This window comes from Steroidobacter gossypii (assembly GCF_016801985.1).
Taxonomy (GTDB): Bacteria; Pseudomonadota; Gammaproteobacteria; order Steroidobacterales; family Steroidobacteraceae; genus Steroidobacter; species Steroidobacter gossypii.
In genome coordinates this window covers 622991-638034 of record NZ_JAEVLS010000001.1, presented here as the reverse complement: position 1 = coordinate 638034, position 15044 = coordinate 622991, and the positions used below count along the sequence as shown (strand labels likewise).

General features: G+C 63.2%; 12 protein-coding genes. 7 read left to right on the top strand and 5 right to left on the bottom strand.

Going from position 1 to position 15044, the window contains the following annotated elements; translation table 11 throughout:
- Positions 1-13: 13 nt before the first annotated feature.
- Positions 14-3517 (top strand): PAS domain-containing hybrid sensor histidine kinase/response regulator, encoded by a 3504-nt coding sequence (locus JM946_RS02870; protein WP_203165626.1) that lies wholly within the window; start codon positions 14-16, stop codon positions 3515-3517.
- Here JM946_RS02870 and JM946_RS02865 read toward each other — a convergent pair.
- A complete protein-coding gene (locus JM946_RS02865) occupies positions 3514-4185 on the bottom strand; it encodes a LuxR C-terminal-related transcriptional regulator (RefSeq protein WP_203165625.1) in 672 nt (223 codons plus the stop codon). The genes JM946_RS02870 and JM946_RS02865 overlap by 4 nt on opposite strands.
- 222 nt (positions 4186-4407) lie before the next feature.
- On the opposite strand from JM946_RS02865, the gene JM946_RS02860 reads away from it, so the two are divergent.
- The 4 genes from JM946_RS02860 (at position 4408) to JM946_RS02845 (ending at position 9997) form a co-directional block, all read left to right on the top strand.
- Entirely contained in the window at positions 4408-5745 is a 1338-nt protein-coding gene (locus JM946_RS02860; protein ID WP_203165624.1) for a DcaP family trimeric outer membrane transporter, read from the top strand.
- A gap of 26 nt (positions 5746-5771) precedes the next feature.
- Positions 5772-7445 (top strand): MFS transporter, encoded by a 1674-nt coding sequence (locus JM946_RS02855; protein WP_203165623.1) that lies wholly within the window; start codon positions 5772-5774, stop codon positions 7443-7445.
- A gap of 93 nt (positions 7446-7538) precedes the next feature.
- On the top strand, positions 7539-9161 hold the full coding sequence (locus JM946_RS02850; RefSeq protein WP_203165622.1) for an IPT/TIG domain-containing protein: 1623 nt from the start codon (positions 7539-7541) through the stop codon (positions 9159-9161).
- 11 nt (positions 9162-9172) lie between these two features.
- A complete protein-coding gene (locus tag JM946_RS02845; protein WP_203165621.1) occupies positions 9173-9997 on the top strand; it encodes a hypothetical protein in 825 nt (274 codons plus the stop codon).
- Between the two features lie 129 nt (positions 9998-10126).
- Here the strand turns inward: JM946_RS02845 and JM946_RS02840 are convergent, their stop codons facing one another.
- A complete protein-coding gene (locus tag JM946_RS02840) occupies positions 10127-10513 on the bottom strand; it encodes a hypothetical protein (RefSeq protein WP_203165620.1) in 387 nt (128 codons plus the stop codon).
- 126 nt (positions 10514-10639) lie between these two features.
- Between JM946_RS02840 and JM946_RS02835 the strand changes: the two genes are divergently transcribed.
- The gene (locus JM946_RS02835; protein WP_407700503.1) at positions 10640-12559 is read left to right on the top strand and encodes a CocE/NonD family hydrolase; all 1920 of its coding nucleotides are present in this window, start codon (positions 10640-10642) and stop codon (positions 12557-12559) included.
- 48 nt (positions 12560-12607) lie between these two features.
- On the opposite strand, the gene JM946_RS02830 is transcribed toward JM946_RS02835, so the two are convergent.
- Entirely contained in the window at positions 12608-13240 is a 633-nt protein-coding gene (locus JM946_RS02830) for a glutathione S-transferase family protein (RefSeq protein WP_203165618.1), read from the bottom strand.
- Between the two features lie 117 nt (positions 13241-13357).
- Here JM946_RS02830 and JM946_RS02825 point away from each other — a divergent pair, with 117 nt between their 5' ends.
- On the top strand, positions 13358-13714 hold the full coding sequence (locus tag JM946_RS02825) for a DUF1428 domain-containing protein (RefSeq protein ID WP_203165617.1): 357 nt from the start codon (positions 13358-13360) through the stop codon (positions 13712-13714).
- A 125-nt stretch (positions 13715-13839) separates the two neighbouring features.
- Here JM946_RS02825 and JM946_RS02820 read toward each other — a convergent pair whose 3' ends face one another.
- Positions 13840-13995, bottom strand: a complete 156-nt coding sequence (locus tag JM946_RS02820) for a hypothetical protein (RefSeq protein WP_203165616.1) — start codon at positions 13993-13995, stop codon at positions 13840-13842.
- Between the two features lie 165 nt (positions 13996-14160).
- Entirely contained in the window at positions 14161-15036 is an 876-nt protein-coding gene (gene pbpG / locus JM946_RS02815) for a D-alanyl-D-alanine endopeptidase (protein ID WP_203165615.1), read from the bottom strand.
- Between the last annotated feature and the right edge of the window lie 8 nt (positions 15037-15044).

Here is a 15044-nt window from a genome sequence, read left to right as displayed (position 1 = left end):
GTATTATGCGGTCATGATCTCGGGATGGGGGCTCCTGATCGCTTCGCTGGTCTACGTGTGTGGCCTGTTCGCCATCGCGTGGTGGGGCGACCGCCGTCGTTTGTATCCTGACCATGGCCGGCTGCGCCCGCTGATCTACAGCCTGGCGCTGGCCGTTTATTGTTCCAGCTGGACCTTCTACGGCGCGGTCGGCACCGCGGTCCGCGACGGGCTGGGATACCTGCCCATCTACCTGGGGCCCATGCTGTTGTTCGTGTTTCTGCTGCCGTTTTTCGAGCGGCTGGTGCGAATGGCCAAACAGCAGAACGCCACTTCCATCTCCGACCTGCTCGCGGCCCGCTTCGGCCGCTCGCCGCAGATTGCCGTGGCGGTGACGCTGATCGCGCTGACCTCCGCCATTCCATACATCGCGCTTCAGTTGAAGGCGATCTCGATGAGCATCGATGTGCTGTCCGCAGGCGCGCCGGCGGATACGACGGCCTGGTATCGAGACAGTGCATTGCTGGTGGCGCTGATGCTCGCATTGTTCTCTAGTCTGTTCGGTGCGCGGCAAGTGGACGCGACCGAACATCATCCCGGCATGGTGCTCGCGGTTGCTGCCGAATCGCTGGTGAAGCTGATCGCGTTGGTGTTCGTCGCCGTATTCGCGCTGACGCAGCTCGGTGGCATCGGGCCCGTGATCGAGACGGCCCGCAGAATGCCGGCCGGCGTTGATCATTCCATTTCATTCGTCACCCAAACATTGCTGTCGCTAACGGCGATCTTCTGTTTGCCGCGGCAGTTCCAGGTCGGCGTAGTGGAATGCGCCGAAGTAGACGACGCGCGGCATGCTCGCTGGTGGTTCACGATGTACCTGATGGTCATCAGCGTGGTGGTCGTGCCCATCGCTGCTGCCGCAATTGCAGCCGGCGCCGCGAGCGGTTCCGTGTCGCCCGACTCCTTCGTGCTTTGGTTGCCGCTCAGCGCGGGTCAGGACTGGCTGGCGCTGCTCGCTTATCTCGGCGGCTTTTCCGCCGCGACGGGCATGGTGATCGTGGCCACTGTGGCGTTGGCGACGATGGTGAGTAACGACCTGGTGCTGCCTGCGCTGTTGCGCTGGCGAACGCCGGCGCTCGGCGCTCCCAGCCTGGCCGCCGGCGGCATTCTGTGGATCAGGCGAGCGGCCATTCTGGCGATCCTGCTGGTGGCCTTCGGTTTCTTTCGAGTCGTGCCGAACGGCTCGAGTCTCGCGTCCATCGGTTTGCTGGCCTTTGCAGCGGTGGCGCAGTTCGCTCCGGCAGTGGTCAGTGCGGTGTATTGGTCCGGCGCCAGTCGCATCGGCGTGCTCACCGGCTTGTGCGGTGGATTTCTGATCTGGATCTACACGCTGTTGCTGCCGACTTTGGTGAGCGCGGGCGGACCGATGCCAGCGTGGGTCACTCAAGGGCCCTTCGGCATCGGCTTGTTCGCGCCGCATTCGCTGCTCGGCTTCGCAGGGCCGGATCCGCTCACCCACGGGGTGTTCTGGTCGCTGCTCGTGAACATTGCCTCGCTGGTCGGCGTGTCTTTGTATTCGCCACCCGCGATCGGTGAGCGATTGCAACTGGCGCCGCGCATTGCCGGCGCCGATGCACGACGCGCCAAGTTGTTGCCGGGTTCGGCCACCGTCGCCGACTTGCAATTGCTGGCTGCACGCCTGCTCGGATCGAGCGCGGCGCAAGCGTGGTTCAAACAATATTCACAGGAGCAAGGCCGCGAGTATTCGCCGACTCAGCGCGCCGATGTGGGCTTGTTACAAGGGCTGGAGCGCGAGCTCGCCGGCGCGCTCGGTGCGGCTTCCGGGCGCATGGTACTGACCAGCGCGCTACGCGGCGCCGGTCTGCAGTTCAGCGAAGTGGTGACGTTGTTCGACGAGGCCTCGCAGAAGCTGCGTTTCAATCGTGAGCTGCTGGAAGCCATGATGGAGAACATGCCGCAGGGAATCAGCGTGGTCGATGCGGATATGAGATTGGTGGCGTGGAATCGTCGCTATGTCGAACTGCTGGACTATCCGCCGGAGCTGATGCGTGCCGGTCGACCCATCGCCGACCTGATGAGATACAACGCCGCGCGCGGCTGGTATGGCTCGGGCGACGCGGAGGCGCACGTAGCAAAGCGGCTGGCGCACATGCGCGCCGGCTCGGCGCATTTGTCCGAACGGCGGCGTAGCGACGGGCGAGTGATCGAAGTGCGGGGGCAACCTTTGCCGGACGGCGGTTATGTCAGCACGTTCAACGATGTCACAACTTATAAACATGTCGAGGACGAGCTGCGCGAGATCAACGAAACCCTGGAGCAGCGGGTGGCGGAACGAACGCGCCAGCTGGCCGAAGCCACTGCGGCGGCTGAAAAAGCAAACCTGGGCAAGACACGTTTCCTCGCTGCCGCGAGTCATGATTTGTTGCAGCCGTTGAACGCCGCGCGCCTGTTCAACGCGGCGTTGCGTGGACAGGCGGGCCAGCTGCAAAACCCGCAGATCGAGCAGTTGGCGGATCGGGTCGAGAACTCGTTGCACGCCGCCGAGGAGCTGCTCGACGGATTGCTCGACATCTCGCGGCTCGACTCGGGTGCGATCCGCCCCGAACCCGCCAACTTCTCGGCGGGCGCACTGCTGGAATCGTTGAAGGAACAGTTCGCGCCGGTGGCTGTACAGCGCAACCTGGAGCTGCGTGTGCATGCGACGCGGGCGCAGGTCTACACCGATCAGAGAATGTTACGGCGAGTGCTGCAGAACCTGATCGGCAACGCTTTGCGTTACACGCACAGCGGGCGAGTGGTGGTAGGGGTGCGCCGTCGCGCCGGTGATCGAATCGAACTGCAGGTCCTGGACACCGGGCCTGGCATTGCCCCCGAGAGTCAGAGCGTGATCTTCGAGGAGTTTCGGCGGCTCGATCAGCAATCGCCCTGGGGTGAGCGCGGCTTGGGCCTTGGATTGTCGATCTGCGACCGGATCGCGAACATATTGCAAACACATCTCACGGTGCGTTCAGTGCAAGGTCGAGGAAGCGCCTTCGGTGTCACAGTGCCGCGGGGTTCTGGCATCGTGCGTCAGCCGGTGATCGCGACTGCGTCGGTCGGCAATATCTCGGGGCTGCGCGGGTTGAAAGTGCTGTGCGTGGAGGACGATCCAAACATTCTCGACGCCATGCGCGAGCTGCTGACTCGCTGGGGCATCGAAGTCTTCTGTGTCGCGACCGCGATCGAGGCGCGGCAGATGTTGCAGACGCAGCCCCCCGATCTGGTGCTTGCCGATTACCATCTCGGCGGTGAGCCGATGGGTCTGGATGTGCTCGACGAACTGGTGCCGCGCGAACCGAATCGGTTGCGTGCTGGGGCGTTGGTGACCGCGGACGGCACGGCAGCGCTGGCTCAACGTGCGAACGAGCTGGGCTTTCAAGTCCTGCGCAAGCCGCTGCGCCCAGCAGCGCTGCGTGCGTTGCTCGTAGCTCTGGCGCGTCCAAAGCTTGAAGAATCCGCATTGGGCGAGCGCACCGGTTAGCTCGTGCTATCGCCGGATCCTTGATCGAGCGACAACCGCTGCGCCAGCAACACCGCCTGCGTCCGATTACTTACGCCCAGCTTTTGCATGAGTGCGCTGACGTGGGCTTTGACTGTGGCCTCCGAGACGTTGAGCTCGGCCGCGATCTGTTTGTTCAGCAGGCCCGCCGACAGCATCGACAGCACGCGAAATTGTTGCGGCGTCAAAGTCGCCAGACGCGCCGTCGCGTCGAGCTCCTGCTGATCGAGCGGACTCGGATCCAAGCCACCGGCAGAGGCCGAGGCGGGCAGCCATGTATCGCCGCCAAGCACGGCGCGCAGCGCCGCCACGATGAGATCGATCGAAGCCGATTTGGGGACGAAGGCAGCCGCGCCATGACCGAGAGCGCGATGCATGATGCTTCGGTCCTCGCGGGCGGAAATCACCACGATGGGCACGGTAGGAAAATTCGCTCGTGCCTGCACCAGCGCGTTGAAGCCGTGCGCGCCGGGCATGTTCAAGTCAAGCAGCAACAGCTCGGGATCGGGATGAGCGTCGAGCGCCGCGAACAGCGAATGGACGGTGTCCGCCTCGACGATCTGCGCACCCGGCACGGCTTGCGCCACCGCGAGCTTCAAGGCATCACGAAACAGAGGATGATCGTCGGCAATCAGGACGGCGCGCTTCATTGAGCGCGCAATACTCCATGCTTGAGTCACTTGCGGCAACTCCATTTGCCCGGGACCAAGAACACGTCACGCCTCGACTACCCGCGAGCTTGACGATGCGGACCGCGCGCCAGTATTCGACTTTGGTCGAATAGCGGCGCGCCTCGCTTCGACCAAAGATGAATGGCCGGTCCGCAAGCCGCGCGCGCAGACTCGCGCCGACTTGTCATCGGGGGATGGACAATGATCGAGCTACGGAAGGTTCTGATCGCCTCGGCGATCGTCAGCATGGCTGCGCCGCCGCTGACTGCGCGAGCTCAGTCTCCATCGGAGGCTGCGGATCGGCAGCAGCGCGCGCTGGAGGCCCGAATAGAAGAACTGGAGCGACAACTGCAAGAGCTGAGACAAAAGGTGTCGGGCGCGCCCGCCGCGGCCAGCGCGGCCAAGCCCGCCGATCTGCCCAACTTCCAACCCAGGCCCATCATGGTGAACGCCACCGCGGGAACGCGTTTCCTGTATAGCGGTTTCATCAAGCTCGACGGTTTGTGGTCGGATTACGACGACGGCGAAATCGCCGACGGCAGCATCGGCCGCGACTTCTACCTGCCCTCGACCATCCCGGTGGGCGGCGTCGGCGAAGGCGCGGACTTCGATTCGCACGTCAAACAATCGCGTTTCATCTTCGGCACCGACACGGATCTGGCCGGCGGCGGGTTGTTGTCGTCGCGTTTCGAAGTGGATTTGTACGGCTCGGCGCTCGGCGACGAGCGCGCCACCAACACTTACGGCGTGCTGCTCCGACACGCCTACGTGCAATATCGCAACTGGCTGGTCGGCCAGACCTGGAGCAATTTCATGGACGCGGGCGCGCTGCCGGAGACGGCCGATTACATCGGCCCCACCGACGGCACGGTGTTCGTGCGCGAGCCGATGGTTCGTTATACGTTGGGCAATTGGTCGTTCTCGGCGGAAAATCCCGAGACCACGATCACACCCTTCGGCGGCGGCACACGCATCGCTTCGGATGACAACAATATCCCGGACCTGACGGCAGCCTACACTTGGAAGCTGGGCAGCGGTTATGTGCGCGCGGCGGCGCTGTTGCGTCAGTTGAAATACGAGACCACCGGCGCTACAGCGATCGACGACACCACCGAAGGCGCGGCGCTGTCGCTGACTGGTAAGTTCAACTTCGGTCCGCACGATCTGCGCTTCTCGATCGCCGGCGGCGAAGGCATCGGCCGCTATCTCGGCGTCAATTTCAACAACGACGCCGTGCTCACGGCGAGCGGCGAGCTAGAAGCGATTTCCGGATGGGCGGCGTTCGCGGCGTGGCGCCAGGTGTGGAACGAGCGGCTGCGCAGCACCTTGATGCTGTCCAGCTCGGCCTACGACAACGATGTGCTCCTGAGCGGCGCCAACGTCAACAAGTCGAGCTGGTCGTGGGCCGTCAACACGTTCTATTCGCCCGTGACCAGGCTCGACGTCGGCATCGAGTTCCGCCACGCCGAACGGGAAATCGAAAGCGGTGCGAGTGGCTCGATGCGGCGCGTGCACGCGGTTGCGAGATATTCATTCTGAGAAGGTATCGTTTGCAGGGGAACCTTATGGCCAGCACACCACAGGCGCTGTCGGGCGCCAGCACCGGCGGTATCGACCGCTCGCATCGGCGAGTGATCTTCGCATCCTCGCTCGGCACCGTGTTCGAATGGTACGACTTCTATTTGTATGGCTCGCTGTCGGCCATCATCTCCAAACAGTTCTTCTCCGGAGTCAACGAGACCACCGGTTTCATTTTCGCGCTGATGGCGTTCGCCGCCGGCTTTTTCGTGCGGCCGTTCGGCGCGCTGGTGTTCGGCCGGCTGGGCGATCTGATCGGTCGCAAGCACACCTTCCTGATCACCATCGTGATCATGGGCGCCTCGACCGCCATCGTCGGCTTGCTGCCGAACTACGCGGCCATCGGCGTGGCCGCGCCCATCATTCTCATCGTGCTGCGCCTGTTGCAAGGCCTGGCGCTCGGTGGCGAGTACGGCGGCGCCGCCACCTATGTCGCCGAGCACGCGCCCAATGGCAAGCGCGGTCTGTACACCAGCTGGATCCAAACCACCGCGACCTTGGGTTTGTTTCTTTCGCTGCTGGTCATCCTGCTGTGTCGCGTCGCCTTGGGCGACGAGTTCGAGACCTGGGGCTGGCGCATTCCGTTCCTGCTGTCGATCGTGCTGCTCGGCATTTCCGTGTACATCCGGCTGCAGCTGCAGGAGTCGCCGGCGTTCATGGAGATCAAGAAGGAAGGCAAGCTGTCCACCGCGCCGCTCACCGAGGCGTTCGGCAACTGGTCGAATCTGAAGATCGTGCTGCTGGCCTTGTTCGGCGCCACCGCCGGCCAGGCGGTGGTGTGGTACGGCGGCCAGTTCTATGCGCTGTTCTTCCTGGAGAAGATCCTGCAGGTCGACGCCAAGGCGGCCAATCTGATCATCGCCGCGGCGCTGGTGATCGGCACGCCGTTCTTCGTGGTGTTCGGCGCGCTGTCCGATCGCATCGGTCGCAAGTCCATCATCATGGCGGGCTGCGTACTGGCGGCGCTGACTTACTTCCCGGTGTTCCAGGGACTCACGCACTTCGCCAATCCGGCGCTGGAGCGCGCCGTGTCCAACGCGCCGGTGACGGTGATCGCCGATCCGGCGGATTGCTCGTTCCAGTTCGATCCCGTCGGACGCAAGGCCTTCACCAAATCTTGCGACGTGGTGAAATCCGCGCTCGCCAGGACCGGCGTGCCGTATGAGAACGAAGCGGCGCCGCCCGGCACAGTCGCGCAGGTTCGCATCGGCACCGGCGAAAGCGCGGTGATACTCGATTCATTCGCGGGCGACACGCTCGGCAAGGCCGAGTTCAAGACCGCCAGCGACAGCTTCACCGCGCAGCTGAAGGGCGCCTTGAACCAGGCGGGCTATCCGGCCAAAGCCAACATGGACGAGGTGAATTACACGATGGTGATCGCCCTGTGCACCTACCTGGTCATCCTGGTGACCATGGTGTACGGCCCGATCGCCGCCTGGCTGGTGGAGCTGTTCCCGACCCGTATCCGCTATACCTCCATGTCGCTGCCTTATCACATCGGCAACGGCTGGTTCGGCGGCTTTCTGCCGGTGACCTCGTTCGCCATCGTGGCGGCAACCGGCGACATCTATAACGGCCTGTGGTACCCCATCGTGGTGGCGGTCATGACCGCCGTCATCGGCACGCTGTTCCTGAGGGAGACCAAGGATAAGGGCTTGTGACACAATAGCTGCACATACATCCCGTATTCAGCTTGATCGGGTAGCATCGCGCGTTCCTCCGGAGCGCGCGATGCGCCTTATTTGGGAGAAAAAGTGCAGTATCTACCCGGCGCCCGCGGCGTAGCAGGCTTGGTATTGATCGGATTGCTGGCCGGATGCGGCAGCGGCGGGGGCGACGGCGCCGCCGAGACCCAAATCTCCACCAATGCGATTGTGTTCCGCGCCTCGAGTCCGAGCGCCACGGTGGCTCCGCAGAGCTTTACTGCCAGCTTCGGTGAGGACATCGCGCACGTCGCCGTCGTGCACAGTGGCAACGCCATCGCGTCGGCCACCTCGGTGCTGAACGGCCGGACCGCCGAGATCACCGTGACGCCGACGGCCGCGAACACCATCGGGCCCGGCAAATTCACCGGCGCGGTCGCGGTGACGGGCTACACCTGTGCCGACGCCACTTGCACGCGGATGTCGGCGGGCAGCACCGAGAGTGTTTCGATCGATTACCAGATCTCGCCCGTCCTCGAGCGAGTGACGCCATACGTGGCCACCGCCGGCGTCTCGGATCAGGTGCTGATTCGCGGCTTCGGTTTCCGGAACTTCAACGTGAACGCGGTCAGCTTCGGCGATGTCGCGGGCACCGAGGTTCGTGTGAACGACAATGGCACCGAGTTGCTCGCCACGCATCCGGCGCTGGCCGCGGGTACGTACACGATTCGTCTGAGCGCGCCCGATCATGACGGCGAGATTCCTTCGGCGGTGAATCTGCTGGTGCAGGACCCGATCGCGTTTGCCGCTACCACCCTGGACCATCTTGCCGGCACCACTACGGTTCGATCGCTGGAGTACGACCCCGAGCGGCGCGCGTTACTGCTGACGACGGATGCGCCCTCCAATCCGCTGGTTCGCTATGCCTTCCAGGACGGCGCATGGGCCGCACCGGCTCAGGTCAACGGCTTCCTGGGCGCCGCACTGTCCGCCAACGGTTCGCAGATCTTCGGTATCACGGCGAACACGCTGGTGCCGGTCGATCCTGTGACGCTGGCGCTGGGCACGGCGGTCACGGCGCCGTCGCTCGAGGCGAATTCGGCACTGAAGAACATCGTGGTCGGCAATGACAATCGCGCGCTCATCACTACCAGTCTGCCGACCAGCGGCACCACGCCCGCCTATATCTACGATCCTGCCAGCAACGCACTGCTCATCGTCACCAGCCCCGAGCTGAACAACGGTACGCCTGTCATCTCCGCCATCCGCACCGCCGCTGTGATAGTCCAGGGCGACCCGAGCCTGACCACCGACGTGCCGGTGTACTTGTATGAGACTGCAACGAATTCGATCACCGCGACCATCACACCGACGCTGCGACAGAACGCTGTAGTGCCGGCGGTCGATCGCCGGTTCTCTCGCGTCGTGATCAATGGCGTTCGCGTGTACAGCGGCGCTTTCGCACTGCTCGGCACGCTGCCGGATACCACCGTCGCGGTCGCGCTCAAGCCGGACGGCACGCGCGCATATGCTTACGATCCGACCGCAGGCGGCATCCTGGTTTACGACATCAGTGTGGATCGAGACGAAGCTGCGTACACCGCGCTTGGGCCGGCCACGCCGCTTGCGGGGGACCCGGGTCCCGGCGTGCGCATGACCATCACGCCCGATGGCGGTACGTTGTTCGTCGCCGGCGGCGCGCGCATCGTCGTGCAGCCCACGCCTGCTCTGTGAGCATCCATATCATGACCTCGCAATATATTTATATCGGTGCGCTGGCGGCGTTGCAGCTGGCGGGCAATGTCGCTGTGGCGGCGGAGCAGAATCTCGGTCGCGACACCGAGCGGCGCGCGGTGGAGTCGACCAACCTGTCGCTCGGCCTGAGTGCCAGCGACAGCGACACCAAGGAGAGCACGTCGAATGGCACATTCGGCCTGACCGGCGTGGCCACCTTGCCAATCGGCAGCTTGTTTGGCGCATCGCTGTCCGGCAACTACTCGCGCACCACGGCTCGCACCAGCGACGTGTTGCTCGATGTGACGTCGCAGGGGACGTCGCGTCCCTCGTGTCGTTTCAACAATTACGACGCTGCGGCCACGATATTCGCACGGCGCCCGACGTTGGGCAGGATTTCTGCTTCGTACGGCCAGGGCGAGCTGAAGTCGGACTGCGGCGACGACTCGGTGTTTGTTTCCACCGGCACCGACACACTCGGCACCGACTTCTATCGTTTTGCCGCCGAAGCCTATCTGTGGGATTTCACGGTTGGCGCGGTGCATACCTCCACGGAGCTCGAGGACGGCCCGAAGATCGAGTCGAACGTTTTCAGCGCCAGCTGGTATCCGATCGACAGCGTGCGCGTGATGCTCTCCGGCGGCGAGATGTACGAGCAGGACACCTACGGCATCGAGATCGAACATCAGCCCGAATTCATGGGCAACTCGCTTGGCGTCGCCCTGGGCTACTCGGTGGTCGATCGCGAGCAGGAGATCGGCACCATCAGCTTCAGCGTGGTGTACCACTTCGGCACCAAGGTCGAGCTGAAGACGCGCGATCGTCAGTATCGCTAAGACCGGCCGCGCGCTGGCGGACGGCCGCGATCGCTCATGTCGCGATATCGTGGTGCATCCGGCCCATCACGATCCGACGCGGGGCCCCGCGGCCCCGCGCATGAAGCGCCCATCGTCAGCAGTTTCGAATCAACCGATCGCGATCGTTTCCACCGGCTCGATCTGTGCTGGCGCCGGCGTGCTGGGTGCGATCGTGGCAGCTGAGGAGCCCGCTTGCCGTGAGCCGAGCCGTGGAATGGGTTCGTCGCCGTGGAATCGTTGTGAAGTAATGTCCAGCCAGCGCTCTATATGCCGGCGAAACTGCTCGACGGCGCGGTTGCGATAGAACGCAAGGCCGGTACCGTCGTACATCTGCTCCTGCGCCGGCGTGATGTGATACCACCACTGCAGGCGGTCCAGCCGCTCGCCGTCCAGATACGGCAACGTGATCGAGAACCGACGGCCGTTGCGGGTCGGCTCGGTTTCAGCGAACGCAAAATAATCCTCGATCGCGCGCGGCAATTCGATGTGCGGCATCCGGACTTAGGCGTACGGGAACGACTCGTCGATCATATCGAGTGTCGCGATTTGGATCCATCTTGACTAAGCTCGGCGTTTGCATTGCAGGAGGAGTGGCAAGTGGCCCAGCAAAAGTTCTGTCACATGGTCGGCGTGCTGCTGCTCGGCTTGAGTCTGCAAGCCGGCGCTGCGCAGGCGGTAAAGTCGCTGCCGAGCGAGACGCCGGAGAAGTTCACGCCGAGCGTCGACAGCTACGATTTCGTCAAGCGCGAAGTGATGATTCCGATGCGCGACGGCGTGAAGCTCAAGACCTTCATTCTCGTGCCCAGGAGCGCCACCAGGGACGCCAAGGCGCCCATCATCATGACGCGCACGCCTTATAACGCTGCCGGTCGCGTGTCGCGCTTCAACAGCCCGCGATTGGCCGCGGTCGTGCCGCAGATGCATGACACGAATGTCGAAGCCGGTTACATCGTGGTCTATCAGGACGTGCGCGGAAAGTTCGGTTCCGAAGGCGATTACGTGCTGACTCGTCCGCTGCGCGGCCCGTTGAATCCCACCAAGGTGGATCACGCGACCGACGCCTACGACACCATCGAATGGCTGGTGAAGAACGTGCCCGAGAGCAATGGCCGCGTTGGCACCATCGGCGGATCGTATGAGGGCTACACCACTGTCATGTCGACAGTGAATCCGCATCCCGCGCTCAAAGTGGCGGTGCCGTTCGCGCCCATGATCGATGGCTGGATGGGCGACGACTGGTTTCACAACGGCGCGTTCCGACAGGGCGCGGCGCTGGAATTCATCTATGGCCAGCAATCCACGCGCAGCGGCTCGTTCAAGTGGTGGTGGGACTCATACGACATCTACGACACATTCCTGCGCGCCGGTTCGGCCGGCGCGCTCGCCAAAACCCGCGGTCTGGAGCAACTCGGCTTCTGGCGCGCTATCTCCGAACACACCAGCTACGACTCCTGGTGGCAGGAGCAGGCTGTCGACAAACTGCTCGCCCGTCAGCCTTTGAAAGTGCCGATGATGATCGTCGGCGGCCTGTTCGATCAGGAAGATATCTATGGCAGCCCGGCGCTATACAAGGCGCTCGCGCCCAAGGACCCGAACGGCGAGCTCGTGCACCTAGTGATGGGACCGTGGAATCACGGCCAGGGACGTCGCGAGGGCCGCAGCCTCGGCGCATTGGAATTCAATGGCGACACCGCCGGCTGGTTTCGTAACAAGATCATGCAGCCGTTCTTAGATCATCACTTGAAAGACGCGCCGAAGCCGAACACGCCGCGTGTGCTGGTGTACGAGACCGGCGCCAACGAGTGGCACGAGTACGATCACTGGCCGCGTTCGTGCGCCAATGGCTGTGCGCAAAAGTCACGTCCGCTGTATCTGTTGTCCGGCGGACGGCTGGGCTTCGAAGCGCCGCAGGCGGGCGAGAGCGGCTATGACGAGTACATTTCAGATCCGGCCAAGCCCGTGCCGTATCGCCAGCGCCCGATTTTGCCGATGAGCGCGGCGAACTCGGGCTGGGGCGAATGGCTGGTCGACGATCAACGTCACGCCGCCTCGCGCACCGATGTGCTGGTCTATCAAACCGAGCCGTTGACTGAAGCGGTGCGCCTGGCCGGCCAACCGATAGCGCAGTTGTTCGCTTCCACCAGCGGCACCGATTCGGACTGGGTCGTGAAGATCATCGACGTGTGGCCGGACGAAGTGCCGGATCGCCCGAGCATGGGCGGCTATCAGCTGATGTTGTCGGCGGATATCTTCCGTGGCCGATATCGCGCGGATTTGTCAAAGCCGCAGCCGCTGACTTCCAACGAAGCGTTGCCGTACTCGATCGCCTTGCCGCAGGTGAATCACACCTTCCTGCCTGGCCATCGCATCATGGTGCAGATCCAGTCGAGCTGGTTTCCGCTGTACGACCGCAATCCGCAGAGCTTCGTGCCGAACATCATGTTCGCCGAGCCGGCCAGCTACGTGAAAGCGACTCAGCGCATCTGGCGCACGCCCGAACAAGCCAGCTCGATCGAGTTGCCGGTGGTAGCGGCGCAATGATCGAGCCGGTCGCGCTCCGCATCTGGAGCGCGACCGCAGCGGCTCGACTCACGCCTGCTGCAGCTCCTTCATATATTTCTCATCCTGGGCGGCCGCGCGTTGGAACGCGGGCCGCTCGCCGCAGCGAGCCACGTAATCCTGAAATATCTTGCGCGGCTCGAGTGCCTTCGCAAGCATGCCCCAGGCAATCTGCGAGCCGATATAAACATCCGCGGCGCTGAAGCGCTCGCCGAGAATGAACGGACCGGGCTTGAGTGCCGTCTCCAGCGCCTGCAATGTATCTTCATAACTGCCGTAGCCCAGCGCGCCTGGACGGTCAACCTGCGGGCGCTTGAACATGCGATCGACGAAAGCGGGCTCGACGCAGCCCGCGCCGAAGAACATCCAACGATAGTACGTGCCGCGCTCGGGGGAGTTGACCGGCGGCGCCAGATTGGCGGCGGGAAATGCGTCGGCGAGATACGCACAGATCGCGGCGGCCTCGGTGATGACGGTGTCGCCGTGTTTGATGGCCGGCACCTTGCCCATCGGGTTCACCGCCAGATACTGCGGCGCTTTGTGCTCGTTGCGATCGAAGCGCAACAGCTCGGTGCGATAGTCAGCGCCGCTCTCTTCCAACATCCAGTGCACGATGCGGGCGCGGCTCTGCGGATTGTGAAAAAACACGATGCTGTCCGTCATGGCGGGCTCCTTCAGTGTGCTGGGTCTGGGCCAGGATTGTAACGTGCGAGTTGACAGGGGGGCTGGCTTGCTCGATGGTGCGACCGCTACGATGGCCACAGCACGGGAGAGCAACAGATGCCACGTTACGCCGATGGATTCGTCATTGTCGTGCCCAAGAAAAACCTCAAGGCCTACGAGGCCCTGTCGAAAAAAGCCGGCAAGGTCTGGAAAGAATACGGAGCGCTGGAATATTGCGAATGTGTGGGCGACGACCTGAAACAGAATTTCGGCACGCCGTTCCCCAAGCTGGTCAAGCCCAAGAGCAACGAAGTGGTGGTGTTCTCGTGGATTCTTTACAAGTCGCGCGCCCATCGCGACAAGGTCAACGCCAAGGTGATGAAGGATCCCCGGCTCGCCCCGGACATGAACAACATGCCTTTCGACATGAAGCGCATGAGCTACGGTGGCTTCACTGTATTCGTCGATCTCTGATCGATCGCTAGAGCTATTTCAGAAGCAAACAAACATCGTCGAAGGTTCGGCTGGCTCCGCGGCTGCCGCTGGTGAACGAACCAGCCGCGGAGTCGAGCACGTGGAGCGCATGATCAGCGCTCCTGTCACTGCAGCTGCGTCACAGTCACGCTGTATCCGACATCTTCCATCGACTTCACACCGAAGGCGCCGAAGGTCAGCGACACGGCGACGATGGCGACCGACATGGCCATGCAAACGGCGCGCTGGGTGCTCTGAGTGACTTTGCTCACGGCGTACATGATTGCTCTCCTCTTTACTCTTGGTTGCTCCGCGTTATGCGGTGTTCGTAGCTTCTGACGCGAGCTTGCGAAAAAGGGTTGCAACCGGGATCGCAAAAAAAAGCGGACTACCGGCGAACCGCGGAGGGTCGCCGGTGAACGCCGGAGAGCGACAGGAGAAAAGAGTTACTTGCCGGCGCGAGCCAGCTGCGCGCCGTTCGCGTCGCTTTCCATCCAGCGACGAATGCGACGTGCGTCGGCAACGCGGGTGAGTTTGCCGAACGAATTCAGCAGCACGATCACGGTAGGACGATCCTGGATGCTGGCTTTCATGACCAGGCATTGGCCGGCGTCCTGGGTGTAGCCGGTCTTCTGGACCGAGATGTCCCAGTCTTCTTTGGACGTGAGCGAATTGGTGTTACGAAATTCCAGCAACTGGCGCCCCACCGGCACGGTCAGGCGCTCGCTGGTCGAGTACTCCTCGATCAAAGGCTGCTGCGAGGAGGCGACCACCAGTTTGACCAGGTCAGAGGCGGTCGCGACGTTGCCGCTCGACAGGCCGGTCGGATCGACGAAGCGCGTGTGCTTCATCCCCAGCGCCTTGGCCTTGGCGTTCATTGCCTTGATGAACGTCGACAGCCCGCCCGGATAGGCGCGCGCCACCGCCTGAGCGGCGCGATTCTCCGAGGACATCAATGCCAGATGCAGCAGCTCGCCGCGTGTCAGCTTGCTGCCGACCGCCAGGCGGGAGGCGGAAGCTTTGGTGTGTTCACGATCGGTCGGCAGGATGGTGACGACTTCCTCCAGCGGCTGTTTGCCTTCCAGCACCACCAGCGCGGTCATCAGCTTGGTGATGGAGGCGACCGGCATGACCTTCTGCGACTGCTTGGCGTACAGCACGGTGGCGTCGGCCTCGTCCACCACCAGCACCGACGCCGATTTGGTCTGCGGTTTTCCGGCAGGCAGCGGCTGGGAGAAGGCGAGGGTGACGATCAGGGAGGCAGGGAGTGCGAGCAGGAAATGGCGCAGCCGGAAGGGGCGCGGACGAAAGGAAGTTGGCATCGCCTGGG